Source organism: Phenylobacterium sp., from assembly GCF_030693405.1.
In the GTDB taxonomy this organism is placed as follows: Bacteria; Pseudomonadota; Alphaproteobacteria; order Caulobacterales; family Caulobacteraceae; genus Phenylobacterium.
In genome coordinates this window covers 48,203-74,362 of record NZ_JAUYAW010000010.1, presented here as the reverse complement: position 1 = coordinate 74,362, position 26,160 = coordinate 48,203, and the positions used below count along the sequence as shown (strand labels likewise).

At 68.9% G+C, this 26,160-nt stretch carries 18 protein-coding genes and 1 riboswitch; of the genes, 5 read left to right on the top strand and 13 right to left on the bottom strand.

The genetic code is table 11. The features are described 5' to 3' along the window. Positions 1–53 precede the first annotated feature (53 nt). Positions 54–932 (top strand): aminoglycoside phosphotransferase family protein, encoded by an 879-nt coding sequence (locus Q8N19_RS01700; RefSeq protein ID WP_305587911.1) that lies wholly within the window; start codon positions 54–56, stop codon positions 930–932. 126 nt (positions 933–1,058) lie between these two features. Here Q8N19_RS01700 and Q8N19_RS01695 read toward each other — a convergent pair whose 3' ends face one another. The 5 genes from Q8N19_RS01695 to Q8N19_RS01675 all read right to left on the bottom strand — a co-directional run bounded on the left by Q8N19_RS01695 (position 1,059) and on the right by Q8N19_RS01675 (position 8,277). Further along, positions 1,059–2,039, bottom strand: coding sequence for a small ribosomal subunit Rsm22 family protein (locus Q8N19_RS01695; RefSeq protein ID WP_305587910.1), 981 nt, complete (start codon positions 2,037–2,039; stop codon positions 1,059–1,061). Further along, positions 2,036–3,922 carry an acetate--CoA ligase gene (gene acs / locus Q8N19_RS01690; protein WP_371133773.1) on the bottom strand — a complete coding sequence of 629 codons (1,887 nt, stop codon included), beginning with the start codon at positions 3,920–3,922 and terminating at the stop codon, positions 2,036–2,038. Before acs ends, Q8N19_RS01695 begins: the two co-directional genes overlap by 4 nt. 214 nt (positions 3,923–4,136) lie before the next feature. Then, complete coding sequence (locus Q8N19_RS01685; RefSeq protein ID WP_305587908.1) at positions 4,137–5,180, bottom strand: ribonucleotide-diphosphate reductase subunit beta; 1,044 nt, start codon at positions 5,178–5,180, stop codon at positions 4,137–4,139. Positions 5,181–5,350: 170 nt separating this feature from the next. Then, positions 5,351–6,211 (bottom strand): lipid A-modifier LpxR family protein, encoded by an 861-nt coding sequence (locus Q8N19_RS01680; RefSeq protein ID WP_305587907.1) that lies wholly within the window; start codon positions 6,209–6,211, stop codon positions 5,351–5,353. Positions 6,212–6,393: 182 nt separating this feature from the next. After that, positions 6,394–8,277 carry a ribonucleoside-diphosphate reductase subunit alpha gene (locus Q8N19_RS01675; protein ID WP_305587906.1) on the bottom strand — a complete coding sequence of 628 codons (1,884 nt, stop codon included), beginning with the start codon at positions 8,275–8,277 and terminating at the stop codon, positions 6,394–6,396. A gap of 314 nt (positions 8,278–8,591) precedes the next feature. Next, positions 8,592–8,782, top strand: a riboswitch (yybP-ykoY riboswitch). A gap of 10 nt (positions 8,783–8,792) precedes the next feature. Here Q8N19_RS01675 and Q8N19_RS01670 point away from each other — a divergent pair. Then, positions 8,793–9,362: a TMEM165/GDT1 family protein gene (locus Q8N19_RS01670; RefSeq protein ID WP_305587905.1), complete on the top strand. Its 570-nt coding sequence runs from the start codon at positions 8,793–8,795 to the stop codon at positions 9,360–9,362. 74 nt (positions 9,363–9,436) lie between these two features. Here the strand turns inward: Q8N19_RS01670 and Q8N19_RS01665 are convergent, their stop codons facing one another. Together Q8N19_RS01665 and Q8N19_RS01660 are read right to left on the bottom strand one after the other, a co-directional pair. Further along, entirely contained in the window at positions 9,437–10,624 is a 1,188-nt protein-coding gene (locus Q8N19_RS01665; RefSeq protein WP_305587904.1) for an OmpA family protein, read from the bottom strand. Positions 10,625–11,141: 517 nt separating this feature from the next. Then, positions 11,142–12,917: a cation:proton antiporter gene (locus Q8N19_RS01660; RefSeq protein WP_305587903.1), complete on the bottom strand. Its 1,776-nt coding sequence runs from the start codon at positions 12,915–12,917 to the stop codon at positions 11,142–11,144. A 165-nt stretch (positions 12,918–13,082) separates the two neighbouring features. On the opposite strand from Q8N19_RS01660, the gene Q8N19_RS01655 reads away from it, so the two are divergent. Both Q8N19_RS01655 and Q8N19_RS01650 read left to right on the top strand, forming a co-directional pair. After that, positions 13,083–14,717, top strand: coding sequence for an AMP-binding protein (locus Q8N19_RS01655; protein WP_305587902.1), 1,635 nt, complete (start codon positions 13,083–13,085; stop codon positions 14,715–14,717). A gap of 97 nt (positions 14,718–14,814) precedes the next feature. Continuing rightward, entirely contained in the window at positions 14,815–16,905 is a 2,091-nt protein-coding gene (locus Q8N19_RS01650; RefSeq protein ID WP_305587901.1) for a M13 family metallopeptidase, read from the top strand. A gap of 331 nt (positions 16,906–17,236) precedes the next feature. Here Q8N19_RS01650 and hisG read toward each other — a convergent pair whose 3' ends face one another. The 4 genes from hisG to pgi all read right to left on the bottom strand — a co-directional run bounded on the left by hisG (position 17,237) and on the right by pgi (position 22,733). Next, positions 17,237–18,193, bottom strand: a complete 957-nt coding sequence (gene hisG, locus Q8N19_RS01645; RefSeq protein ID WP_305587900.1) for an ATP phosphoribosyltransferase — start codon at positions 18,191–18,193, stop codon at positions 17,237–17,239. Then, positions 18,193–19,335 carry an ATP phosphoribosyltransferase regulatory subunit gene (locus tag Q8N19_RS01640; protein WP_305587899.1) on the bottom strand — a complete coding sequence of 381 codons (1,143 nt, stop codon included), beginning with the start codon at positions 19,333–19,335 and terminating at the stop codon, positions 18,193–18,195. Before Q8N19_RS01640 ends, hisG begins: the two co-directional genes overlap by 1 nt. Further along, the gene (gene hisS / locus Q8N19_RS01635) at positions 19,335–20,816 is read right to left on the bottom strand and encodes a histidine--tRNA ligase (RefSeq protein ID WP_305587898.1); all 1,482 of its coding nucleotides are present in this window, start codon (positions 20,814–20,816) and stop codon (positions 19,335–19,337) included. Before hisS ends, Q8N19_RS01640 begins: the two co-directional genes overlap by 1 nt. A gap of 294 nt (positions 20,817–21,110) precedes the next feature. After that, on the bottom strand, positions 21,111–22,733 hold the full coding sequence (gene pgi / locus Q8N19_RS01630; protein WP_305587897.1) for a glucose-6-phosphate isomerase: 1,623 nt from the start codon (positions 22,731–22,733) through the stop codon (positions 21,111–21,113). A 144-nt stretch (positions 22,734–22,877) separates the two neighbouring features. Between pgi and Q8N19_RS01625 the strand changes: the two genes are divergently transcribed. Further along, positions 22,878–23,342 (top strand): hypothetical protein, encoded by a 465-nt coding sequence (locus tag Q8N19_RS01625; RefSeq protein ID WP_305587896.1) that lies wholly within the window; start codon positions 22,878–22,880, stop codon positions 23,340–23,342. Between the two features lie 4 nt (positions 23,343–23,346). On the opposite strand, the gene Q8N19_RS01620 is transcribed toward Q8N19_RS01625, so the two are convergent. Both Q8N19_RS01620 and Q8N19_RS01615 read right to left on the bottom strand, forming a co-directional pair. After that, entirely contained in the window at positions 23,347–23,970 is a 624-nt protein-coding gene (locus Q8N19_RS01620; RefSeq protein WP_305587895.1) for a redoxin domain-containing protein, read from the bottom strand. A gap of 43 nt (positions 23,971–24,013) precedes the next feature. Further along, complete coding sequence (locus tag Q8N19_RS01615; RefSeq protein ID WP_305587894.1) at positions 24,014–26,131, bottom strand: protein-disulfide reductase DsbD; 2,118 nt, start codon at positions 26,129–26,131, stop codon at positions 24,014–24,016. Positions 26,132–26,160 lie beyond the last annotated feature (29 nt).

Sequence of the window (26,160 nt, the reverse complement as noted above, 5' to 3'; positions counted from 1 at the left end):
ATGGACCGCGCCGATCGGGGGCTTCAACCCTGACCCTAGGGAAGGATGAGGCAATGACCGAACGGGTCAAGATCGATGAGGCGACGGTCGCCGCCCTGGTGGCCGACCAGTTTCCCCAATGGGCGGACCTTCCCATCACCCGGGTCAGACCCGGGGGCTGGGACAACCGCACCTTCCGGCTGGGAGCCGACCTGCTGGTCCGCATGCCGGCCGCAGCGCACTACCTCGCCCAGGTGGAGAAGGAGCAGACGTGGCTGCCGAGACTCGCCGCGCAGCTCCCCCTGCCGATCCCGGCGCCGGTGGCGGTGGGCGCGCCCGGCGAAGGCTATACCTTTCCCTGGTCGATCTGCGCCTGGATCGAGGGGGAGACCGTGGCTGCGGCCGAAGACCTGGACCACGTGACCCTGGCCCAGGACCTCGCCGACTTCCTGCTGGCCCTGCACGCCATCGATCCGGCTGGCGGTCCGCCGGCCGGCCCGCACAACTTCCACCGGGGCGGCGATCCGGCGGTCTATGACGGCCAGACCCGGGCGGCGACGGAGACCCTCGGCGACCAGATCAATGGCGCAGCGGCGCTCGCCCTCTGGGATGAGGCGCTCGCCACGCGCTGGGACCGCCCGCCGGTCTGGATCCACGGGGACGTGGCGCCGGGCAATCTGCTGGTCCGGAACGGTCGGCTGGCCGCGGTGATCGATTTCGGGACCTGCGGGGTGGGCGACCCCGCCTGCGACCTGGCCTTCGCCTGGACCTTCCTGAATGAGGCCGCCCGCGACACCTTCCGCCAGCGCCTGGGCCTCGACGACGCCACCTGGCTCCGCGGCCAGGCCTGGGCGCTCTGGAAGGCGCTCATCGTCGTGGCCGGCGCCCCGGGCGTCCACACCCGCGAACGCGACCTGCACCTGCGGGTGCTGCGGCGACTGGGCGTGATGTAGGGCGGACCTAAATCCAAAGTCCGTCACCCTCGGACTTGATCCGAGGGTCCCTGCACGGCCTCGCGTCGCTGTTCATGGATGGCCCGGTCAAGCCAGGCCGTGTCGGTTTGGGAGAGGCGGCCCCCCTCAGATCGCATCGCCCCAGTCGAGGCGGCGGGCCACGGCGTAGGCTGGCTTGTCGCGGCGGGGGACGAAGCGCTGTTCCAGCGCGCCGGTGTCGACGCAGAGCTTCAGATCGATGCCAGGCTTGGCCTGACGCGGGGGGCTGAGCACCCGGGCCTCGAAGGGTATCACCGCAACGCTGTCCCGGGTCGCAGCCAGCCAGATGAACTTCTCATCCTCGAAGGGCGCATCTGCCCCCTTGGCCAGGCGGTGGTCGCGGGAGCGGGGCAGGCGCTGGACGAAGTGGCACCAGTCGGGCTGGGTCAGAGGACAGGCCTGGGCGTGCGGACACGGCCCCGCCAGGCGGGCGCCGGCCTCGATCAGCAGGGCTCGCGCCGACAGGATGCGCTGATAGCCGGCTGGCGTGCCCGGCTCCACCAGGACGAGTACGCCCTCGCAGGCCGCCCAGAGTCGCTCGACCAGGGGCGCCTGGGCCGGAAGCGGAATTTCCGCCAGGACATAGGAGGCCACCACCAGCTCGGCCCGCGGCCAGGCCTCGGCCTGGGTCGCCGTCAGATTGGCCCGGCGGCGTTCCGCCCCGGACAGGACGGGGGGGCCGGCCTCGCCGAGGATACGGGCGAGGTCGAGGAAGGGGCCGCTTTCATCCAGCAGCAGGGCCGCCTCGATCTGCGGCCAGACCTCGAGCGCCGCCCAGGAGGCCGTGCCGGGACCGGCGCCGGCGTCCAGCAGGGTGGCCGGAGAGAAGTCCGGGCAAGCCTCGGCGAGCGCCGAAAAGACCGCCATGTCGGCGGCATAGGTGGCCGGCAGGCGGGCCAGGGCATAGGCGAGCGCATCGTCCAGGGTCAGCACCACCCCAGACGAGCCAGCCCCGCCGCGATAGGCCGCCGAAACCCGGGCCGCCCGCTCGGCGAGATCGCGGCGGGAGACGCCCTCGAGCCTGGCCTCGATGGCCCCGCGCAGGGGGCCGGGAAGGTCGGGGCTCAAACCGCGACGCGATTCTGCACGAGGTCGTCCACCACCCCGGGCTCAGCCAGGGTCGAGGTGTCCCCCAGCTGATCGGTCTGGTTCTCGGCGATCTTGCGCAGGATTCGGCGCATGATCTTGCCCGACCGGGTCTTTGGCAGAGAGGGCGCAAACTGCAGGGCGTCCAGGGCCGCAAAGGCGCCGATCTCCCGGCGGACCCAGCCCTTGATGTCGGCGGCCAGGATGTCGGTCAGCTCCACATCGGACTTCAGCGTCACGAAGGCGTAGATGCCCTGCCCCTTGATGTCGTGCGGATAGCCGACCACGGCGGCTTCGGCCACCGCCTCATGGCCCACCAGGGCGCTCTCGATCTCGGCCGTGCCCAGGCGGTGGCCCGACACATTGATCACGTCGTCCACCCGCCCGGTGATCCAGTAATAGCCGTCCTCGTCCCGGCGGCAGCCGTCGCCGGTGAAGTACTTGCCGGGATAGGTGGTGAAATAGGTCTGGATGAAGCGCTCATGGTCGCCATAGACCGTGCGCATCTGGCCTGGCCAGGAGTCGGTGAGGCACAGATTGCCGCTGGTCGCGCCGTCGAGCACCTTGCCGTCGGCGTCCACCAGCTGGAACTTCACCCCGGGCAGGGGCATGGCGCAGGAGCCAGGCTTGGCCGGAGTGGCGCCCGGCAGGGGGGTGGCCAGGCAGGCGCCGGTCTCGGTCTGCCAGTAGGTGTCGACCACCGGGCAGCGGCCATCGCCGACCACCCGGTGGTACCAGAGCCAGGCCTCGGGATTGATCGGCTCGCCCACCGTGCCCAGCAGGCGCAGGGACTCCCGGCTCGTGCTCTTCACCGGCGCGTCGCCATCGCGCATCAGGGCGCGGATGGCCGTCGGCGCGGTGTAGAAGATCTCCACCTTGTGCCTGTCCACCACCTGCCAGAAGCGGGAATTGTCCGGATAGGTGGGCACGCCCTCGAACATCACCGTGGTCGCCGCATTGGCGAGCGGGCCGTAGACCACATAGGAGTGGCCCGTGACCCAGCCCACATCGGCGGTGCACCAGAAGACCTCGCCAGGGCGATAGTCGAACACCAGCTCATGGGTGTGGGCCGCCCAGGTCAGATAGCCGCCCGTGGTGTGCAGCACCCCCTTGGGCTTCCCCGTCGAGCCGGAGGTGTAGAGGATGAACAGCGGATCCTCGGCATTCATCGGTTCGGGATCGCAGGTGTCGGCGACGGTCTTCTTCAGCTCGCCAAAATAGGCGTCGCGGCCCTCGACCATCGGCACATCGGCCCGGGTGCGGCGCACGACGATGACGTCGGTCACGTCGGGGCAGGACTTGAGCGCCTCGTCCACATTGGCCTTCAGCGGCACGATCTTGCCGCCGCGCACGCCCTCGTCGGCGGTGATGACCAGGCGGGAGTCGCAGTCCTGAATGCGGCCGGCCAGGCTGTCGGGCGAGAAACCGCCGAACACCACCGAATGCACCGCGCCGATCCGCGAGCAGGCCAGCATGGCCACGGCCGCGGCCGGGATCATCGGCAGATAGATGGTGACCCGGTCGCCCTTCTTGACGCCCTTGGCCTTGAGCACATTGGCCATGCGGCACACCTCGGCGTGCAACTGGCCGTAGGTCAGGGTGTCGTAGAGGTCGGGGTCGTCGCTTTCCCAGATGATCGCCACCTGGTCGCGGCGGGTGGCCAGATGACGGTCGATGCAGTTGACGCTGACATTCAGCTCGCCATCGGCGAACCACTTGATGCGGAAGTCCGACGCGTCGAACGAGACGTCCTTGACCTGAGTGAAGGGCTTGGACCAGTCCAGACGGCCGGCCACGTCGCGCCAGTAGCCGTCCGGGTCCTGCTCGGCCCGCCGGCAGGCGGCCTCATAGGCGGCGGCGTCCATATGCGTACGCTTGGCCCAGGCCTCAGGCACCGGAAAAATCTCGCCTTCACTCACGGCGCAACTCCCTTGATCGACTTTGGCGCGGAGTATGCGGAGTGAGGGGCCGGTGGCAACCGTTGAGCGCGAGGCGTTCGGGCCGCGCGGTCCGGTCAGGCTTCTGGCGGTCGGCCTGACCGGCGTTCACAGATTTCGGCGCGCGGCTTGTCGGGCCGATTTATTCCGCCGGGAGGGTGTTTTCGGTGCGCTTGTTGAGCAGGCGGTCAAACTCCGACCAGACGCCGGCGTCCCCATGCCATTGGCCCTTGGTGGCGGCCTTGGAATATTCGGTGGAGCGGGCCTCGAAGAAGTTGGCGTGCTCCACACCCGACAGCATCGACTGCAGCCACGGCAGGGGGTTTTCCTTCACCCCATAGACCTCGGGCAGGTGCAGCTGGCGCAGGCGCCAGTCGGCGATGAAGCGGATATAGGCCTTGATGTCGGCCGGCGTCATGCCCTGGACCTCGCCGGCCTCGAAGGCCAGGTCGATGAACTTGTCCTCCAGGCCCACCACGGTCTTGCAGCAGTCGACGATATCGTCGGCCACAGACTTGGTGACCACCTTCGTCTCGGCGTTGAAGGCGTGATAGAGCTGGATGATCCCCTCGCAGTGCAGGCTCTCGTCGCGCACCGACCAGGAGACGATCTGGCCCATCCCCTTCATCTTGTTGTGGCGGGGGAAGTTCATCAGCATGGCGAAGCTGGCGAACAGCTGCAGCCCCTCGGTGAAGCCGCCGAACATGGCGAGCGTCCGGGCGATGTCGGCGTTCGAATCGACGCCGAACTTCTGCATGTAGTCATGCTTGTCGCGCATCTCCTGGTAATCCAGGAAGGCGGTGAACTCCGAGTCCGGCATGCCGATGGTTTCGAGCAGGAGGGCATAGGCGGCGATGTGGATCGTCTCCATGTTGGAGAACGAGGCCAGCATCATCTTCACCTCGGTGGGTTTGAACACCCGACCGTAGCGCTCCATGTAGTTGTCGTTCACCTCGACGTCGGACTGGGTGAAGAAGCGGAAGATCTGCGTCAACAGGGCCCGCTCCTTGTCGTTCAGCTTGGCCGCCCAATCCTTGACATCCTCGCCCAGGGGCACCTCTTCGGGCATCCAGTGGACCTGCTGCTGCTTCTTCCAATAGTCGTAGGCCCAGGGGTATCGGAAGGGCTTGTACGCATAGGAAGGCGTCAGGAGTCCGGGCAGGGAGCTGTGGGCGGCGTCGGTCACGGCAGGACTTCCCCTGGGTCGATAGGGCTGGGATCGGTCATGACCATACCAGCCCCAAGCCCGCCCGCTAAGAGGCAAACCGACGCATAGACCCAAGATGTTGTGAATGACGCAGACCGTCCCACTATATGCGGGATCGACCAGCGGCCTCAGACGGGCCGCTTGAGCCGCTAGTTCTGGGGTTTGATGGCGAAGGAGAGGGCGAGCACCTGGTCGTTCCGGGTTTCCTGGCCCCAGATCATGTGCTGGCCCTTCACCTCACGGTGGACATAGCCGAGGGAGGCCTGGACGGGCCCCTTGCGCCAGCCGACGCCCACATGGGCGTCGCCGATCAGAGCGCTGGAGTCATCGGTGGACCATCCCCCCTGATCCCAGCCATCGCTGCTGCGGAGCATGTTCAGGCCGACCGCCCGGCCGCTGGCGGCGGCGAAGACGTACCACCGGCCCGTCTGGCCGAAGGATTCGCCATCACGCACGCCCATGGCGTTCAGCCGGTCCTCAACCTTACCGTCGAGGTTCTGGCCCAGGCGAAGTTCGGCGCCCGCCTCGGCCTGGCCGCCACCGGCCCCGAAACCGAGCCCCGCATGGGGAGACACGTCCACATCATAGGGGCCAGCGGCGAACTGGACGGCCCGGGGCCAGTTGCGGACCACGGCCACCTCATAGGCCTGGGCGTCAAACTCCGCGCGCTCAGGATTGAGCGGAAGACCGCCAGGGCCGCGCAGGGGACCACCGACGCTGACGCGCAGGCTGTCGACCACAGCCCCGCTTGCGGAAACCGAAAGGGGTGTTTCGCCCGTGCGCCAGCGCACGGGACCCTGGCCAGCGGCATAGGCCTCCTGGTCGATCAGGGTCTGGATGGGATCAGGATCGGCGCCAAGCGGCTTGGGCGCAAAGGCGGCATCCATCAGGGCGTAGGCCGAGTGGGTGAATTGGGCGGTGGCGGCCAGCTGGTCCTCAGCCGCGGCCGAGGTGGCGCAAATCGCGCCGCCCAGTCCCATGGCGATGATGATCCCAGCCGAACGTCTCATTGGTCCCTCTCCAGCCCCGCCATGTTGCAGGTTCACATGACACCATTCCATGAAGGCTCAATGTCGTGAAGATACTGCGAGTTCCCCTCCTGCGGCCGATGGCTGCGGGGGCCAGGGTGCTGAAACGGAAACAGGCGCCCCTGGCTGGGGGCGCCTGTCTGTCTTGCAGGTGGGTGTGACGCCTATTGGCAGGCGAGGCATTCCTCGTAGTCGGTGCGCTCATGTTCCGGCGGCGCCATGGCCGGCAGGCCAAGCTCAGCCACCGCCGCGCCGGCGTGCGAGGCCCGCTGCACCGACTTGGAGCGCAGGTAATACAGGGACTTGCACCCCCGCTCCCAGGCCATCCAGTGCAGCATGTGCAGGTCCCACTTGTCCACGTCGCCAGGCAGGAACAGGTTCACCGACTGGGACTGGCAGATGTCGGGGGTGCGGTCGGCGGCCAGCTCGACCACCCAGCGCTGATCGATCTCGAAGGCGGTCTTGAACACGTCCTTCTCGTCGTCGGTGAGTCCGTCGAGGTGCTGCACCGAGCCCTCGTTTTCCAGGATCGTGTCCCAGACCGCGGGGGTGTTGAGGCCCTTTTCGTCCAGCAGACGCTCCAGATAGGGGTTCCGGACGGCGAAGGTGCCCGACAGGGTCTTGTGCGAATAGATGTTGGCCGGGATCGGCTCGATGCCGGCGCTGGTGCCGCCGCAGATGATCGAGATCGAGGCCGTCGGCGCAATGGCCAACTTGTGGGAGAACCGCTCCATGACGCCGCGCTCCGCCGCGTCCGGGCAGGGGCCGCGCTCTTCGGCCAGCTTGCGGCTGGCGGCGTCGCAATGGCGGCGCAGATGCTTGAACAGGCGCATGTTCCAGGACTTGGCCAGCGCGCTCTCGAAGGGGACGTTCTGCGCCTGCAGGAAGGTGTGGAAGCCCATGAGGCCAAGGCCCACCGAACGCTCGCGAATGGCGGCGTAGACGGCGTTGTCCATCTCGCCGGGCGCCCGGCTGATGAAGTCCTGCAGCACATTATCGAGGAAGCGCATCACGTCCTCGATAAAGGTCGGATGGTCGCGCCACTCCAGGAACTTCTCGGCGTTCACCGAGGACAGGCAGCAGACGGCGGTCCGGTCCTTGCCCAGATGATCGACGCCGGTGTGCAGCATGATCTCCGAGCACAGGTTCGACTGGCGGACCTTGAGGCCCAGCTCCCGCTGATGCTGCGGCATCGCCCGGTTCACGGTGTCGGAGAAGATCAGATAGGGCTCGCCGGTCTGCAGGCGGATCTCGAGGATCTTCTGCCAGAGCGAGCGAGCGTCCACCTCGCGGATCACCTCATTGGTCTTGGGCGAGCGCAGGCCGAACTGTTCGCCCGCGCGGACGGCCTCCATGAACTCGTCGGTGATGTTGATGCCGTGATGCAGGTTCAGCGACTTGCGATTGAAGTCCCCCGACGGCTTGCGGATCTCGAGGAACTCCTCGATCTCCGGATGGTGGACATCCAGATAGACCGCAGCCGAACCCCGGCGCAGCGAACCCTGGCTGATGGCCAGCGTCAGGGAGTCCATCACCCGGATGAAGGGGATGATCCCGCTGGTCTGGCCGGCGCCCTTGACCTTCTCGCCGATGGAGCGGACCCCACCCCAATAGGTGCCGATGCCGCCGCCGTTGGAGGCGAGCGCCACATTCTCGTTCCAGACCCCCTGGATGCCGTCCAGGCTGTCGCGCACGGCGTTGAGGAAGCAGGAGATGGGCAGACCGCGATCGGCGCCGCCGTTGGACAGCACCGGCGTCGAGGGCATGAACCAGAGGTTCGAAATGTAGTCGTAGATGCGCTGGGCGTGGTCGGCGTCATCGGCGAAGGCCGTGGCCACCCGGGCGAACATGTCCTGATAGGACTCGCCCGCCAGCAGGTAGCGGTCTTCCAGGGTGGTCTTGCCGAAATCGGTCAGCAGGGCGTCGCGGCTGCGATCAACCTCCACCTTCCGGACCAGTTGCAACTGAGGCCGCTCAGCGCGGTTTTGCGCCGCCGAAGCCGCCTCAGAAACCTTCAACATCGCCGCTTCACTGCCGCTCATGGCCAAAACCTATTACTTTCAAGGGGCTTCGGACCCATGTCCGGAAATCGCCCCACCCGCTATATCTAGTGGTCGCCCAACCCCCTGGGCACCACAATATGTGCCCACAGTGCCTAATGACTCGTCAACGGGGTGAGGCGGTTCGCCCCCAGGGATTTTCGTTAACGAGGTCTTAACAGCAAGAGCCCGGGCGCTGATCCTGCTGATCTTTCCGGCCCGCCTCTCCCTCAGGGCTCACGAGACTGTGACAATTGGTCCGGGGCTGGGCGGCGCCGCTGCATTTTCACAAGGCGCCCGGCTTGTCTTTGCCGCAACGACCGCTAAACAGGCCCGGTCATTGGGGAGTAGCCGCCCGTATCTCCAGCGGGGGGCGCGTCAACACACTTGCCGGCGGGGCGTCAGTCCCATGGGCATGGCGCGTCCGGTCAGTCGACTTGGCAAGACCTTTGGCGTTCGCGCGTCGACCATGCGGGGTCGGGGGCGTCGATCGCCATAGGTATGCCGTCCGACCCCGCCGGGACATGACATTGGAAGCCTTCCTCATCTCCACCGGACTGGTGGCCGTCGCCGAGATTGGCGACAAGACGCAGTTGCTGGCCCTACTGCTGGCCGCCCGGTTTCGACGACCCTGGCCGATCATCGGCGGCATCTTCGTGGCGACCCTGGCCAATCACGCCCTGGCTGCGGGCCTTGGCGCGGTCGCAGCGGCCTGGCTGCAGGGGCCTTGGATGCGCTGGGTCCTGGGGGGCCTCTTCCTGGCCTTCGCCGCCTGGGCGCTGATTCCCGACAAGCTGGAGGACGAGGAGGCGCCGACCGCCCGCCCCGGCGCCTCGATCTTCTGGACCACCACCGTGGCCTTCTTCCTGGTGGAGATGGGGGACAAGACCCAGGTGGCCACGGTCGCGCTCGGCGCGCAGTTCCAGGACGTTCTTCAGGTGGCCGCGGGCACGACGCTCGGCATGATGCTGGCCAACGCGCCGGTGGTGCTGGCTGGTCAGGCCGCGGCCGGCCGCCTGCCGCTGAAGCTCATTCGCAGCCTGGCGGCCCTGGCCTTCGCCCTGATCGGGATCTGGATCCTGATCTTCGGATGACCCCAAACGAAAGGAGCCCGGCCTTGCGGCCGGGCTCCCCATCGATCGACTGATCAGTCGGTTCGAAATCGAGATCAGAAGTTGATGTCGATGGTCGAACGACGGTTCAGAGGTTCCTTCACGCCGTCGCCGGTCGGGACAGCCAGTTGGCTCTCACCCTTCCAGTCGACCTGCAGCGCGCCTTGGTTGACGCCCATGCCGACCAGTTGGTCAGCCACGGCCTTGGCGCGACGTTCCGACAGGCGGACGTTGTACGCCGGCGAGCCGGAGGAGTCGGTGTGGCCGATCACGACGACCTGGGTGGCGGAGCCACCGCGGGCGTAGTTGGCGGCCTCGGAGACCACGGCCTGAGCTTCCGGCGTCAGGATGTACTGATCGAACGGGAAGTAGACCACGAACTGCCGGGCTTCATACGCCGGCGGAGGCGGCGGGGGCGGCGGCGGGGGAGGCGGCGGGGGCGGGGGCGGCGGGGGCGGCGGGGGCGGAGCGGCCGGCGAAGCGAAGGAGTAACGCAGGCCGACGGTCACCGACTGATCGCGGTAATCGCCCGAGAAGACGCCCGGTTGAGCCGAAGCGCTGCCGGTCGAAGCGAAGTCGAGATCCGAACCGCCGAGATAGCGGTAGGTCAGGTCGACGTCGAGACGATCGGTGGCGCGCCAGGCCAGACCGGCCAGCAGCTGGTAGGCCAGAGCCGTGTCATCGTCGTCGATGGTGAGGTTCTGGATGGCCGGATTGGCCGCGGTGAACGGACCATTCATGGTGGCGAACTGGCCGACCACGTTCATCTTGACGTGATTGACGCCGACGCCGGCGCCGATGAACGGATTGATGACCGCGCCCGGAGCGATGTCATAGATGACATTGCCCATGAGGGTCCAAGCTTCGACGTCGCCGTTCGGCGAGCCGCAGTTCGGAGCCGCCGCGGTGCGGACCACGCCGGGGGTGCAGAGGCCGGCGAACGAGCCGGGGGCGCCGCGGACGCTGGCGATGTCGCCGGGGCGATAGCCGCCCTCGAGCTCAACGCGCCAGTTGGGATTCAGGCGATAGCCGAGACGGGCGAAGCCAGCCCAGTCGTCGTCCTGATTGAATTCCCAGTTATAGGGGGCGCCGCCGGGGCCATTGTTGGACGAGCCGGTCTCAAGGCCTTCGGGCCAGTGATAGCCCAGGTCCATCGCGCCGTACCAGCCGGCGTCTTGGGCAGACGCGCCAGACGCGGCGAAAACCGCGGCCATTGCGGCCCCTGCCAGGAGTTTGAATTTCATATTTGAGCCCTCTTCATGCCCTCTGCTGCGGCCATATGACCCAGCAGCGTTATAGCAAGGCCGACAGGATGCGAAAGTGTCGCCAGAGCAACACCCTTGCGCAATCCTTCAGCCGATTGGTCGAATTTCGCGAGAAAGTCCTGGTCGTCCCCCTCCCTTGACCCCAGCGCGCGCATCCTCCGCACAGGGGGATGGCTCAAGGGCTCTCGCCGCCCTCTCGGCCGCCGGGCCGACAAACACACCTAGATCCCGACGAGGGCTCTTCCCCCCTTCCGCCGAGACGACGCCAGTTCCGCGACCCGCCGGCCAAGGCGCCGGACACGTCGCAAGGCGAGACGTCGGGGGCTCTAACGCTGATCCTGGACGGGGGTTCCCAAAAAAAATCGTCCGCCTGGAGAACGCTTCAGCCTGAGCGCCTTCTACTGCGATGATGTTGCAGCCCGAAGGAGAAATTCGCAACGACGTTCTCTCAGGAGTGGAGCCCGTCGCAGCACGCCCCTGAACAGCAGGGCTGGATTCAGGTCTTGTCCGTCGCCCGGGCGCGACGACCGCGCCCCCCCAGGGAGTCGGGTCGATTGAGGTCCTGACGATACTCATCCCGCCGCTCGTGGATCGAAGCGATCACCAGCCCCATGGGCACGCCGATCTCGACCAGCACCGTCTCCGAGAGCTGAAGACTCGCCTCCACCGTCTCCGGTACGGCGTCGGTGGCGCCCATCTCATAGAGCCGCTTGGCGTGGCGGGCGTCCCTCGCCCGGGCCACGATGACCAGATCGGGCCGGATGCGCCGAGCGACCGCCACCACGGTTTCGGCCGCCTCAGGATTGTCCATGGTCACCACCAGGGCGCGGGCCTCCCCCAGGCCGCAGCGCATGAGAAACTCGCTGCGGGCGGCGTCGCCGAAGAAGCAGGGCAGGCGATTGCGGCGGGCCTGCTCCACCAGGCGCGGGTCACGCTCGGCAGCGACCCAGCTAGCCCCGTGACGGGTCAGCATGTCGCCCACCAGCTGCCCGACCCGGCCAAAGCCCACGATCAGGACGCCAGCGGGTTCGCCCCCCTCCTCCGGGGACTCCGCCACGGAGGGCGGCGGCGCGCGGCGGGCGACCTTCTGACCGAGCCAGGCCAGAACCGGAACCAGGGCCATGGTGAGGGTGGCCGAGACGATCACAAACTCGCCGACCTCCCGGGGCATGACCCCCAGCCCCATGGCCTGGTCGAGAATCACGAAGGCGAACTCGCCGCCGGCCGCCAGTGGCAGGGCGATCTCGATCGCGCCCAGGCCTGTCATCCCCGACAGGCGCGCCAGGACGAAGATCACCGCCCCCTTCACCAGCAGCAGACCGCCCGCAAAGGCCAGGACCTCCAGGGGCCGGGCGGCGACCAGGGACAGGTTCAGGCCGATTCCCACCGACAGGAAGAAGAGACCCAGCAGCAGGCCCTTGAAGGGCTCGATGGTCACCTCGACCTCGTGGCGGAACTCGGTCTCGGCCAGCAGCAGGCCGGCGATGAAGGCGCCCAACGCCATGGACAGGCCGGCAAGCGCGCTAACGAGGCCTGCGCCGATCACCACCAGCAGGCAGGCGGCCATGAAGAGCTCTTCGCTCTTGGCCCGGGCCACCGATCTCAGCAGGGGCCGAAGCAGGAGCCGGCCGAAGGCCACCAGCCCCACCATGCCCAGGACCGCGGGGGCGAAGGCGAGCAGCAGGCCCGGCGACAGCTCCTCGCCTCCCTGGGCCCCCAGGACCGCCAGGGTCACCAGGATCGGCGCCACCGCCAAGTCCTGGAAGAGGAGAATGGCGAAGGTGGCGCGCCCGGTGGTGGAGTGGTGTCGACGCTGTTCGATCAGCACCGGCATGACAATGGCGGTGGAGGACAGGGCCAGCGCTGCGCCGATGGCCGCCGCCGGGGCGATCTCCATGCCCAACAGCATGGCGATCCCGGCCAGAATGACCAAGCTTAGCCCCACCTGGCCCGCCCCAAGACCGAACACCAGCCGCCGCATCAGGCGCAGGCGCTCCCAGGACAGCTCCAGGCCGATCATGAAGAGCAGGAAGACGACGCCCAGCTCCGCCAGCTGGGCGATGTCGTCGGGATTGCCGACCGTGAAATAGGCGACCCAGGGGGCGAACTCCCCCAGGCGGGCGAGGCCGAAGGGGCCCAGCGCCACCCCGGCCAGGATGAAACCGATGATCGGGCTGATCTTCCAGCGCCGGAACAGGGGCACCACGACGCCGGCCGTGGCCAGGAACAGAACGATGTCCTTATAGCCTTCGGTCGAGCCGTGTCCGTCCATGCCGCCCCCGCGCGTCTGTCGACTGGTTATGGCAGGCGTCGGGCCAGGGGTGAACCTTCCCGCGCGCCCTGTGGCGGTTCGGATGCAACCTGCCCGCGGCGAAGTTGACTTAACCCAGGCCCGTCCTCTTTATGCGGCCCATATTTTAAGAATGGAGGACGTCCTGTGGAGGTTTGGAATTACGCCAACCTGTGGGAATCGGTCGCGCGCGCGACACCGGCCCGGCCTGCTCTGATTCATGGGGAGCGGGTGCTCACCTGGGACCAGTTCGACGGCCGCGCCAACGCCCTGGCCCGCCGGCTCGTGGAGAAGGGCCTGACCCACCAGTCCAAGGTGGCCGCCTATCTCTATAATGGGCCGGAGTACATCGAGAGCTATTACGCGGCTTTCAAGGCGGGCCTGGTCCCCTTCAACACCAACTACCGCTACAGCGGCGACGAGCTGGTCTATCTGTTCGACAACGCCGACGCCGAGGCCGTGGTCTTCCACGCCTCCTTCGCCGAGACGGCCGCCTCGGTTCGCGCCCGCCTGCCCAAGGTGAAGGTCTGGATCGCGGTCGCCGAAGACGGCTTCGCTGTCCCCGACTGGGCCGAGGACTACGACGCCATCGTCGCCGGCGACGGATCGCGCTTTGAAGCGTCCTGGGGTCGGTCGGCCGACGACCTGCTCTTTATGTTTACCGGTGGCACCACCGGCATGCCCAAGGGCGTGATGTGGCGCCAGGAGGACCTGTTCAAGGGCCTCGGCGGCGGCGCCAACCTGCTGCTCGGCCTGCCGCCCCTGGAGACCGTCGAAGAGGCCGGCGTCCGCGCCAAGGCCAACGCCGAGTCCCCCGAGCCTCAGGCGATCACCATCCCGGTGGCCCCCCTGATGCACGCCACCGGCCAGTTCATCTCGTTTGGCCAGCTGATCAGCGGCGGCGCCATCGCCACCCTGCCCTCGCGCAAGTTCGAGCCGGCCGTCCTGTTCGACGAGGTCGAGCGTCTGGGCGTCAGCGGGCTGATCATCGTGGGCCTGGCCTTCGCTGCGCCGATGCTGGAATGCCTGGAGGCCCATCCCGGCCGCTGGACCATGCCCAGCCTCAAGCGGATCGTCTCCTCGGGCACCATGTGGTCGGCGGAGAACAAGCAGGGCCTGCTGAAGCACCTGCCCAATATCATGCTGATGGACAGCCTCGGCTCGTCCGAAGCCCTCGGCCTCGCCTCCTCGGCCTCGGGCGGCGGCGTTTCGGCGGCGACGGCCAAGTTCGCCACCGGCCCCAATGCCGCGGTCTTCACCGAGGACGGCCGCCGGGTGGCGCCGGGTTCGGGCGAGCGCGGCCTGGTGGCGGTCGGCGGTCACACCCCGCTCGGCTACTACAAGGATGAGGAAAAGTCGGCCAAGACCTTCCGCATCTTCGAGGGCCAGCGCTGGTCGGTGCCTGGCGACTGGGCCACGGTGGAGGCCGACGGGGCCATCACCCTGCTCGGCCGCGGCAGCCAGGTGATCAACACCGGCGGCGAGAAGGTCTTCCCCGAAGAGGTGGAAGAGTCCCTGAAGCGTTTCCCGGGCGTGCGCGACGCCGCCGTGGTCGGCCTCCCCGACCCGCGGTTCGGCGAGCGGATCTGCGCGGTGGTGGATGTGGCCGGCGGCGCCGAGCCGTCCCTCGCCGACCTGCAAGCCCACGTGAAGGCCAATCTGGCGGACTACAAGGTTCCCCGGGACCTGGTTTTCGCGCCCGTCGTCCGGGCGCCCAACGGCAAGCTCGACTATAAGCTGGTGCGGGCCCAGGCCCTGGACGCTCTGGGCGCCAAGACCTGACCGCGGTCGGGACTTAACAAAATTGTAATGAGCGCCCGAGGGTCTGGGCGGGGCATGTTCGCCCCCATCCCAGACCCTTGAAGGCTGATCATTGCACATGAAGACCCTCTGGTTCGGCGCCGCTGCGGCGGCCGCCCTGATCACCGCCGCGGCGCCGGCTGCGGCCCGCGATTGGCGTCCCGTCCATTTTCCGAGCGCCGCGCCGACCCCGGTTGGCGGCGGCGCCGCCGCCCAGGCCCAGCGGATGGGGACCTGGGGCTTTGACCGCACCGGGATGAATCCCTCCATCCGTCCGGGCGTTGATTTCTTCCTGCACGCCAACGGCGCCTATGTGGACGCCCTGGAGATCCCCGCCGACCGCTCGCGGTTCGGCACCTTCGACGCCCTGCACGAGCTGTCGGTGGAGCGGATGCGGGTGGTGCTGGAGCGCTCGGCCGCTGACGCGCAGGCTTCCGGCGATGAGGCCCTGATCGGCGCCTTCTATCGCAGCTTCATGGAAGAGGCGGCCATCGAGGCCCAGGGCGCAAAGCCCCTGGCGGCCGACCTCGCCAAGGTGCGGGCCGCGGACAGCGATGGCGCCCTGGCCCGCCTGATGGGCGAGACCATGAAGGGCTTCGGCGGCTCGATCTTCAGCGCCTATGTCTATGACGACGCCAAGGATCCGGAGCGCTACACCGTCTATCTCGGTCAGGCTGGGATCGGCATGCCGGACCGGGACTATTATCTCGATGAGCGGTTCGCCGAACAGAAGGCCAAGTACCAGGCCTATGTGGCCCAGCTCCTGACCCTCGCCGGCTGGGCCGACCCCGAAGCCAACGCCCAGGCCATCGTCGAGATGGAGACCAAGATCGCCGAGGTCTCCTGGGCAAGGGCCGATCGCCGGGACGACGACAAGACCTATAATCCCTTTACGGTGGCCGAGCTGTCGGCCTTTGCGCCGGCCTTCCCCTGGACCGCCTTTCTGGAGGGCGCGGACCTTCAGGGCGCCACAAAGCTGGTGGCGGCCGAAAACACCGCCTTCCCCAAGATCGCTGAGATCTATGCCGCCACGCCGCTTGCGGTGCGCAAGGCTTGGGCGGCCTACACGCTGACCGATCAGGCCGCGCCCTATCTGTCGGGCGCCTTCGTCCAGGCGCACCACGAGTTCCGCGAGAAGACCCTGTCGGGCCAGCCCGAACAGCGGCCCCGCTGGAAGCGGGCGGTGGGCCTGGTGGACTCCCAGGCCGGCGAGGCGCTGGGCCGGCTCTATGTGGCCGACTACTTCCCGCCCGAGAGCAAGGCCATGATGGAGGCCCTGGTGGGGGACATCAAATCGGCCATGGAAGCTCGCCTCAAGGGGCTGACCTGGATGGGGGATGAAACCAAGGCCAAGGCCTTGGAGAAGCTGTCCAAGTTCACCGTCAAGATCGGCTATCCGGAAGAGTGGCGCGACTATAGCGGCCTGGAGATCCGTCCGGGCGACCTCTACGGCAATGTCCAGCGGGCCTCGGCCTTCGACTGGGCCTTCCGGGTCGGACGGCTGGACGAGCCGGTGGACGACAAGGAGTGGGGCATGACGCCCCCGACGGTGAACGCCTATTACAGCCCGACCAAGAACCAGATCGTCTTCCCCGCCGCCATCCTGCAGCCGCCATTCTTCGACCCCGACGCCGATCCGGCGATCAACTACGGGGGCATCGGCGGGGTGATCGGCCACGAGATCACCCATGGATTCGACGACCAGGGGCGCAAATCGGACGGCGACGGCAAGCTGACCGACTGGTGGACCGCCGAGGACGCGGAGAAGTTCAATGTCCAGGCGCAGAAGCTTGGCGCCCAGTATTCGGCCATCGAGCCGATCCCGGGCCTGCCGATCAATGGCCAGTTGAGCATGGGCGAGAACATCGCCGACCTGGGGGGCGTGCTGCTCGCCCTCGACGCCTACAACCTTTCGCTAGACGGCAAGCCGGCGCCGGTGATCGACGGCTTCACGGGCGAGCAGCGGGTCTTCCTGGGCTGGGCGCAGGTCTGGCGCGGCAAGTACCGCGAGGACGCCCTGCGTCGGCAGCTGGTGGCCGGTCCCCACTCCCCGCCCCACTACCGAGTGAACGTCCCGATCACCAATATCGACGTCTGGTACGACGCCTTCGGGGTCAGCCCGGAGGATCCGATGTACGTGGCGCCCGACGCGCGGGTCCGCATCTGGTGACGCCAATGAGGGGTGGGCCCGATGGACCCGCCCCTTTTTGACTCTACTGTCAATTTTTTGCTGAGGCCGAAAAAGAAATGGCCCGTTGCGGGGGATAATCGCAACGGGCCTGTTCTTATTGTGAGCTGCCGCTCAGTTTTAGAGGGCGTTTCCTCCCCGAAACGCCGGGAGACTTCAGGACTTGCCGCCGTCTTGTCTCTCGCAAGAGGGAGAAAACGGCAATTTCATGCCCGAGTCAATGCGCCAAATCGGCGAAGCGGCCAAATTCCCCTCAGTTTTCCGGGATTTCCGCAGAAAGGCCCTCACGACCTCGGCATAATTGACGCCTTCGTCAGTTTTTGTTCAGGGCCGCCTGCAACTGGGTCCAACCAGCGGACTCTGTTTCAAAGACGAAATCCGGCTGCGCCGCTGTCACCGGCCCCAGGCCTGCGCGGGAAAGGGCTCGCCCGGCCTCGGCCACATCGTCGGCCGCCAGCAGCAGGCCGTTGGGCCGACGCGTCGCGCCGCGGGCCACGAGGGCCTCGACAACCGTATCCGCGGCCGCCGGGATTTCTGGCCAGGTCAGCGTGGCGCTGCGGCGGGCCGCGGCGCGGGCCTCCACCTGTCGCAACAGGGCCTCAGCCACCGCCATCTGATCCGCCGTCCACGTGGCCCGCAGACTGGCGGCCAGCTGGGCCTGGCTCTTCAGGATCACCCCATCGTCCAGCACCTTCAGGCCGTTGGCCTCCAGGGTCGCCCCGGTGGTGGTGATGTCCACCACCAGCTCAGCGGCGCCGGCGGCCGGCGCGCCCTCTGTGGCGCCGCCGGACTCCACGATCCGGTAGTCGACCAGGCCGTGCCGGGCGAAGAAGGCCCGGGTCTGCAGGATATACTTGGTGGCCACCCGGATCCGCCGGCCGGTACGGGCGAGGATGTCATGGGCCACCTCCTCCAGGTCGCCCATGGTCGCCACGTCGAGCCAGCTCTTGGGCGTCGCCACCACCAGATCGGCGCGGCCAAAGCCAAGCGGCCGCAACAGCAGCGCCCGGGCCGACAGATCGCCAGGCCGCTCGCGCATCAGGTCCTCGCCGGTGACCCCCAGATGCACCTCGCCTGTGTCCAGGGCCTCGGCGATGTCGCCGGCCGACAGTAGCCGCACCTGGGCGCCGTCGAGCCCCTTGAGCCGGCCGCTATAGCCCCGCGCGCCGCCGTCAGCCTCCAGCTTCAAGGCGCAGTCGGCGAGCCAGGCCTCAACCAGCTCCTTCAGCCGCCCCTTGGAGGGCAGGGCGATGATCAGTGGTGAGGTCATCAGACTTCTCCCTGCCCGTAGGCGCGCCAGGGACGAACCATGCAGCCCACGGCGCGGGCCTGCGACGACCCGCCCAGACGGGCCAGCAGGCCGTCATAACGGCCGCCCGCGGCCACCGGCCGGTCTGCGCCGAGCGCCTGGCTGCGAACTTCGAAGGTCAGGCCGTCATAATAGTCGAACGCCTGGCCAACGGCGGGGGAGAACCGCAGAGCGGCCTCAGGAACACCGAGCTTGGCCAGCCGCGAGAGACGTTCGTCCCAGGCGGCGATGGCCGCCTCGAGGGTGCTGCTCGAACGTCCCGCCAGGGCGCGGATCTGCGAGAGCGCCGCACCGGGCGGACCTTCCACCGCGCGGAAGCCCGCCACGGCGGCGGCCTGGGCCTCGGTCAGGGCCGGGGTGCGACGGGCATGGGCCTTGGCCACCAGGCGCTCGGCGATCTCGGCCGGGCCGCGACCGCCGACGGGGGCGACGCCGGCCAGGCTCCAGACCTCGCGCAGAAGGGTGGCGGCGCCCTCGCCGGGCAGGTCGGCGAGCAGGTCGGCCAACTGGCCGTCGCCGGGGGCCTCAGTCGCCCCTTCGCCGGCCCGGGTCAGTTCCGCCTGGATGAGCCGCGGACGCTTGGCGATACGGATCAGGCGCGCCGCCAGGATCGGCGCCAGGTCGAGGCTTCCGACAAAGGCGGCGAACAGGGCCGCGTCCCCCAGCCACAGGGTGAGATCATCCCGCCCGCCAGCGCAGGCCGCCCGCCAGGCCAGGGCGGCGACCTCTACATCGGCCAGGGCCGAGGCCGTACCGGGCGGATCGAACCGCTCAAGCCCCAGCTGCAGGAATTCCTCGGAGCGGCCGGTGTGCTCGGGCGCGGCCCGGAAGGCCTTGCCCTGGTAGAAATAGAGCCCCTCGGCGGCGGCGGACTCGATGTGGCTGCGGGCCACGGGCGCGGTAAAGTCCGGGCGCAGGCAGGCCTCGGCTCCACCCTCAGCCTGGACGACGAACAGCCGCGAGCGCAGGCCCTCCCCCGCCAGATCGAGGATCAGGTTCAGGGGCTGGACCAGGGGCACGTCGGCCAGGGTCGCGCCCAATCCGTCGAACGGTGCGCGGATAGCGGCCAGGGCGGCCGGCGGCAGGGACGGCTCAACCCGCATCAGCCGCCCCTCACGATCTTGGCCACGGTCGCCACAAGCTCTGTCCGGGGACAGTTGATCTGGCCCGGGCGCTGTTCGCGCCACTGGCTGTTATCGGTGATCCCGGCGGCAAGTTCACGGCCCAGGTCCAGATCCTTGATCGTCACGGTCCCCGCGGCGATCTCGTCCCCGCCCAGGATGACGGCGGCCGGGGCCAGGCGGCGGTCGGCATACTTCATCTGCGCCTTCATGCCCGAGGATCCCAGATAGACCTCGGCGGCGATCCCGGCGGCGCGAAGCTCGCCGGCGGCGGCGAAATAGTGCGCCATGTCGTCCTGGCTGAAGGCGATCACCACCACGGGCCCTCGGACGTCCGCGGCCATGTCCCGGCCCGCCGCACGCAGGGCCGAGGCCAGGCGCGAGACGCCGAAGGAGAAGCCTGTGGCCGGCACAGTCTGGCCGGTGAACCGGGCGACCAGGTCGTCATAGCGCCCGCCCCCGCCGATCGAGCCGAAGCGGACCGGATGACCCTTCTCGTCGGTGGTCTCCAGCAGCAGCTCGGCCTCGAAGACTGCGCCGGTGTAATATTCCAGCCCCCGGACGATCGCCGGCTCGAAGACGGCCTGGGCTTCGGACACCCCCAGGCTCTTCAGCGCCCCGTCGATGGCGGCCAGTTCGGCCAGGCCTGCGTCCCCCTCGGCCGAACCACCGATGATGTCTGCGAGACGGGCGAGCACGCTGGACCTATCTCCGCCCCCGGCGCCTGCGGCCGTGAAGGCGAGCACGGCCTCAGCCGCCGCCGCATTCAGCCCTGCGCCCTTGGTGAAGGCGCCGGACTCGTCCTTGCGACCTTCGCCCAGCAGCAGGCGGACCCCGTCGGGGCCAAGGCGGTCGAGCTTGTCCACCGCCCGCAGGACGCCGAGCTTCTGGCGCTCGTCGGTGACCCCGGCTGTGGCCAGCAGGCCATTGAGCAGCTTGCGGTTGTTGATGCGGATCACCGCCGAACCGGCCGGCAGGCCAGCTGCAGCGAGGCCCTCTGAAGCCATGGCGATGATCTCGGCGTCGGCCTCGGGCCGGGCCGAGCCCACCGTGTCGGCGTCGCACTGAGTGAATTCGCGGAAGCGGCCGGGGCCCGGCTTCTCATTGCGCCAGACCGGACCGAAGGCGTAGCGGCGGAACGGCTTGGGCAGGGTCTCCCAGTTCTGGGCGGCGAAACGGGCCAGCGGCGCGGTCAGGTCGTAGCGCAGGGCCATCCACTGCTCGTCGTCGTCCTGCAGGGCGAAGACGCCCTCATTGGGACGATCGGCGTCGGGCAGGAACTTGCCGAGCGCATCGGCATATTCGAAGGCGCCGGTGTCCAGGGCCTCGAAGCCATAGCGCTCATAGACCGCCGAGACGGCGGTGAGGATCTGGCGCTCGGCCACCAGGTCGCGGGCGCGGCGGTCCATGAAGCCGCGCGGGCTGCGCGCCTCCGGGCGGATGGGGGCGGTCTCGTCGGTCATGGGGCGCGCTTAAATGAAGGAGCCGGGCGCCACAAGGACGCGGCGGGCTCTGGCGAAGGTGAGAAAGGCGTTCAAGGTCATACGTCGCTCCTAAGGTCATGGGCGCGACGGACGGGGATATCCAGCGGCGAGCCCCGTCCGCTGCGGGGGCTCGAGCCGTGGTCGTCGTCCTGAACTCAGGCCGCGCAACCCCGCCCGATCCCGCAGGAGATCGGATGGTGGTGGTGGCCGTGATGGCGCAGGGCGAAGGTCATGGGCGGCCCTATAGCCGAGGCGCGGCCGCAAGGCCAGCCTTCAGCCCTCCCCCCGCAACCTGGCGATGAGGGCGGTGGTCGAGGGATCATGGGGGCGGGGGGCGTCGCCCTGCAGGTCCTCAAGGATACGGCCGGCCAGGGTCTTGCCGAGCTCCACGCCCCACTGGTCGAAGCTGTTGATCCCCCAGAGCCCCCCTTCGACAAAGGTCTTGTGCTCATAGAGTGCGATCAGCGCGCCCAGGGCGCCTGGCGTCAAGGCCTGCATCAGGATGAAGCTGGTGGGGCGGCCGCCAGGAAAGGTCTTCTGCGGCGCCAGGACGTCGATCTCTTCGGGCGAGAGTCCCTCGCTCGCCAGGGACTTGCGGACCTCGGCCTCGCTGCGGCCGACCATCAGGGCCTCGGCCTGGGCGAGCGCATTGGCCAGCAGCTTGGTCTGGGAGTCCGGATGGCCGTCCGCGCTCTCTGCGACCGCCAGAATGTCGGCGGGGATGATGTCGCTGCCCTGGTGCATCAGCTGGAAGAAGGCGTGCTGCACATTGGCGCCGGCGTCGCCGAACACGGTGGCGGCTGTGGCCTGGGCCACCGGCAGGCCATCGGCGCGCACGCGCTTGCCGTTGGACTCCATCTCCAGCTGCTGCAGGAAGTTGGGCAGCAGCCGCAGGCGCTGGGCGTAGGGCACTACGGCGCGCACCGGCCGGTCCATGGCGTTGCGGTTGAAGATGTGGGCGAGCGCCAGCAGCACCGGCGCATTGGCCTCCAGGGGCGCCTGACGGAAATGGTCGTCCATGGCCGCAGCCCCGGCCAGCAGTTCCTCGAACGCCTCGGGGCCAAGGGCGATGGCGCATGACAGACCCACCGCTGACCAGATCGAATAGCGCCCGCCGACCCAGTCGCGGAAGCCGAAGATCTGGTCGGGACGGACGCCGAAGCCCTGGGCCACCTCTGGGGCGGCCGAGACCGCCACCAAGTGGGCATCGGCGGCCTCGCCAAGCGCGTCCCGCAGCCAGGCTCGGGCGATGGCGGCGTTGGCCATCGTCTCCTGGGTGGTGAAGGTCTTGGAGACCACCACCACCAGGGTCTTGGCTGGATCGAGCCCGGCGAGGGCCAGGGTGATCTCGGCGGGATCCACATTGGCGGCGAAGCGCAGGTCGATCTGTGGGGAGGCCGCGCGCAGCGCCTCCCAGACCAGCCGCGGGCCGAAGTCCGAGCCGCCGATGCCGATATGCACCACCGCGGTGAAGGGTTGGCCGTTGGCGCCTTTCCGCTCGCCAGCGCGGATGGCCCGGGCGAAGTCGGCCATGGCGGTCCGTGTCGCCTCGACCTCGGCGGACACCGGCTCTCCCAGAGCGGCGAAGGCCGCTCCGGCGGGCGCGCGCAGGGCCATGTGCAGGGCCGCCCGGCCCTCCGAGCGGTTGACCATCTCGCCTGCGAAAAGGCGGTCGCGGGCGGTCTCGATGTCCGCCGCCCGGGCGAGGTCGAGGGCCAGGGCCAGATCCTTGGCCGACCAGGGCTGCTTGGACAGATCGAGATAGAGGCCGCAGGCCTCCAGGCTCAGTCGGGCCAGCCGGTCGGGCTCGGCGTCGAACAGACCTGTGATGGGGCGGGCGGCGGCCGCCGCGCCCGCGGCGCGCAGTCGGCGCCAGGCGGCCTCGTGATCAGACATGGTTCATCCCCCATTCAAGCGGCGCCATACAAGCCGACTGTACGCGCCGGGGCAAAGCCGGTTAGCAAAAGCCGAGCGTCCCGTCTTCGTTCCGCCGACAGGCAGGGCGCGCCAACCGCCCAGTTTGTGTCTGGAGGCCAATTCATGCCCTGCGCCGCCCTCGCCGCCTCGACCCTGCTCTGGATGGCCGCAGGCCCCGCGCCGGCCCAGGCGGAGCCGCCGACGCCGCCGCCCGCCGTGGCCCTGGAGCCCCTGTTCGCCGAGATCGTCAGTCGCGCCGGCGCCTTGAAGGCCGAGGCCGAGGCGATGCGTCAGACGGGGGCGCCGGCGACCGAGGCCTTCAAAACCGGCGTCGCCGATCTGGCCGCCCTCGACATGAAGGGGCAGCAGATCGTGCGTGACCGGGGCAATGACGGGGACCTGGCCTGCATCCTGCGCGGCATCGCCGAGGACCTGCCGGTGAAGCTCGCGGCCCTGCAGCTGGCCAGCGACGCCGGCGCCCGCGACAGCGCCCTGCGGGAGCTGATCTATCTGCTCAACGACAATGTCGAGGTGCTGGTCGCGCCGCCCGGCCCGGCGTCTGGAATCCCGGCCGGCGACGCGACCTGAGCCCTCAGTACTTCACGCTGCAGCCGTAGGGCGCGGAGACCGGGCGAGCCACGGCGCGGCTGGCCTTCAGATCATCCAGCGCAGCGACGACGAAGTTGGTCGCCCCCTTGAGGCTGGCGGGGTCGGCGCTGTTCTTGTCATCGATGCCGCCCATATAGACCATCGTCCCGGCGGGATTGACCACATACATGTGCGGGGTGGTCTTGGCGGCGTAGGCCCGGCCGACCTCGCCCTTGGGATCGAGCAGGATGGCGCTTGGCGCCGCCCCGGATTCGGTCTTCCAAGCGTTGGCCTGGGCTGCAGTCTTATAGCCCTGCTTGCCCGGCGCAGAGGAAATGACGCTCAGCCAGACGACGCCGTCGCCGGCCGCGCGCTTCTGCAGGTCCTGCATGGCCCCGGCGTTGTAGTGCTTCTGGACATAGGGGCAGCCGTCATTGGTCCATTCGAGGACCACGGTCTTGCCCCGGAACTCCGACAGGGTGCGGGTCTTGCCCGCGGAATCGACCGCGCTGAAGGCCGGGGCCGGCTTGCCGATGGCCGGGGCGGCCAGGGCCGGCGCCGCGATCAGGGCCGCGATCGCGGCGATCCCGGCGAGCATGGGGCGGCGGGGGAAGGATGGCGTCGTCATAGGCGTCTCCTGCGGGTTGATAGCGGCGGTAGGGAACGGGACCTCAGCCGGCGGCGGCCTCCAGGGCGCGGACCACCAGGCCTTCGGTGAGGATCTGAGGCAGGATCACCGGCTCGGCGCCGGCGCGGTCATAGACCAGGTAGAGGGGCACGCCGGCGCGGCCGTGGCGGGCGAGCTCGGCGGCGATCACATCGTCCTTCCGGGTCCAGTCGCCTTTCAGATAGACCGTCCCGGTCTCGGTCAGGGCCTGGGCGACGCCTTCACGGGCGAGGGCGACCTGTTCGTTCACCTGGCAGGTGACGCACCAGGCGGCGGTGAAGTTGACGAAGACCGGCGTCCCTTGCGCCCGCAGCTCGGCCAGGCGCTGGGCGCTATAGGGCTCATAGGGCAGCTCGGCCACCGCGCCGCTGGCCTCGGGGCTCGCGATCGCGGCGCTCTGATAGGCAGGGATCAGGGCCGCCAGCAGGGCGAGCGCCCCCAGGACGGCGGCCCCGCCGCGCAGGGCGAGCGCCCGCGACCGCCCCTGGGACAGGCCATAGAGCCAGGCGGCCAGGGCCAGGACGATGGCGGCGGCCAGCAGCCTGGCCAGGCCCATGGGACCGGCCTGCAGGGTCAGCACCCACAGAAGCCAGGCCGCCGCGCCGTACATGGGGAAGGCCAGCACCTTGCGCAGATGATCCATCCAGGGCCCGGGCCTGGGCAGCCTGGCGAGCAGGGCTGGCGCGAAGGCCACGGCCACGAAGGGCGCGGCGAAACCCAGGCCCAGGGCGGCGAAGACCAGCAGGGCGGCGGCGGCCGGCTGGGTCAGGGCCCAGCCCAGGGCCGGGGCCATGAAGGGGGCTGTACAGGGGGCGGCGACCACCACCGCGAGCACCCCGGTGAAGAAGGCGCCGGCCAGGCCGCCGCGGGTGGCGAGCCCCGAGCCGACCCCTTGCAGGGAGGTCCCGATCTCGAACACGCCCGACAGGTTCAGCGCCACGGCTAGCATCAGCAGGCAAAGGGCGGCCACAACCGGCGGCGACTGCAGCTGGAAGCCCCAGCCCACCGCCGCGCCCGCCGCCTGGGCGGCGATCAGCACGCCGGCCAGGGCCAGGAAGGTGACCAGGACGCCGGCCAGGAAGGCCAGGCCCTGGCGTCTGGCGCCGCTCGCCTCATGGGCGTGGCCGGCCAGACTGGCGGCCTTCATGGCCAGGATCGGGAAGACGCAGGGCATCAGGTTGAGGATCAGCCCGCCCAGGACGGCGAAGGCCAGGGCCAGCGGCAGGCCAAGCCCCGCCGCCGACAGACCGCTGGGGCGGGCGGCGGGCGGACCGAGGCCCGAAGCCTCCGGCGCGAGCGGACCCGCCTGGGCCTCGATCTCGTAATAGGCGTCACCCGCCTTCAGCACCCCGGCCATGACCTGCGGGGGCTCGGGCCCCTGGAAGGCGTAGCTGGCGGTCAGGCCGAGCGTCATCCCCTGCGATCCGCGCTCGATGGTCTGGGCTGCGGCATGGTCGATGACGGCGCCGTCGAAGGGGAAGAAGTAGCTGTCGGCCAGATCGGCGCCCGCCAGCGGCGCGCCGGTCACCGCCAGCCGCAGGCCCTGATCGTTGTTTTGGAAGGTCGCGACCAGATCAGCGCGGCGGGGCGCGGCGTCCAGGGCGCGGGCGATGGGGGCGGCCCAGCGGCCCGAGGGCTGGGCAGGCTGCGCCTGCACCGGCAGCGTCAGCTCCAGCAGGGCGTCTTCGGGAATGCATATCTCTTCACAGACCAGGAAGGCGGCGGCGGCCTTCAAGGTGATGGTCTGTCCCACCGGGGCGTTCGCCGGCGCCGTCAGGGTCATGGGCAGGAGGACCTCGCCTGAATAGCCATAGTTCACCAGTGGACCGGCGGGCTGGGGCTCTGGCGGCTGCCAGACGAAGTCCCCGGCGCTCCAGCCCGGCGGCAGGGTCCAGGCGATCTTGGTGGCCTCCCCGGAGTCGCCTGGATTGCGCCAATAGGTGTGCCAGCCCTTGTCGATCTCCTGGCGCAGGGCGACCTGGATGGTCTGGCCCGGCGCGATGGCCTGCGTCTGGGCGATCAGTTCGGCCTTCAGGTGGCCCGTGTCCACCGGGGCCGCCTGGGCGGCCGGAGCCGCCAGGGCCAGCAGGGCGAGGATCAGACCGGCGAAGCGTGGCGTCATCAGAGGGTCCGTGCCTGTTTGGGGTCGGC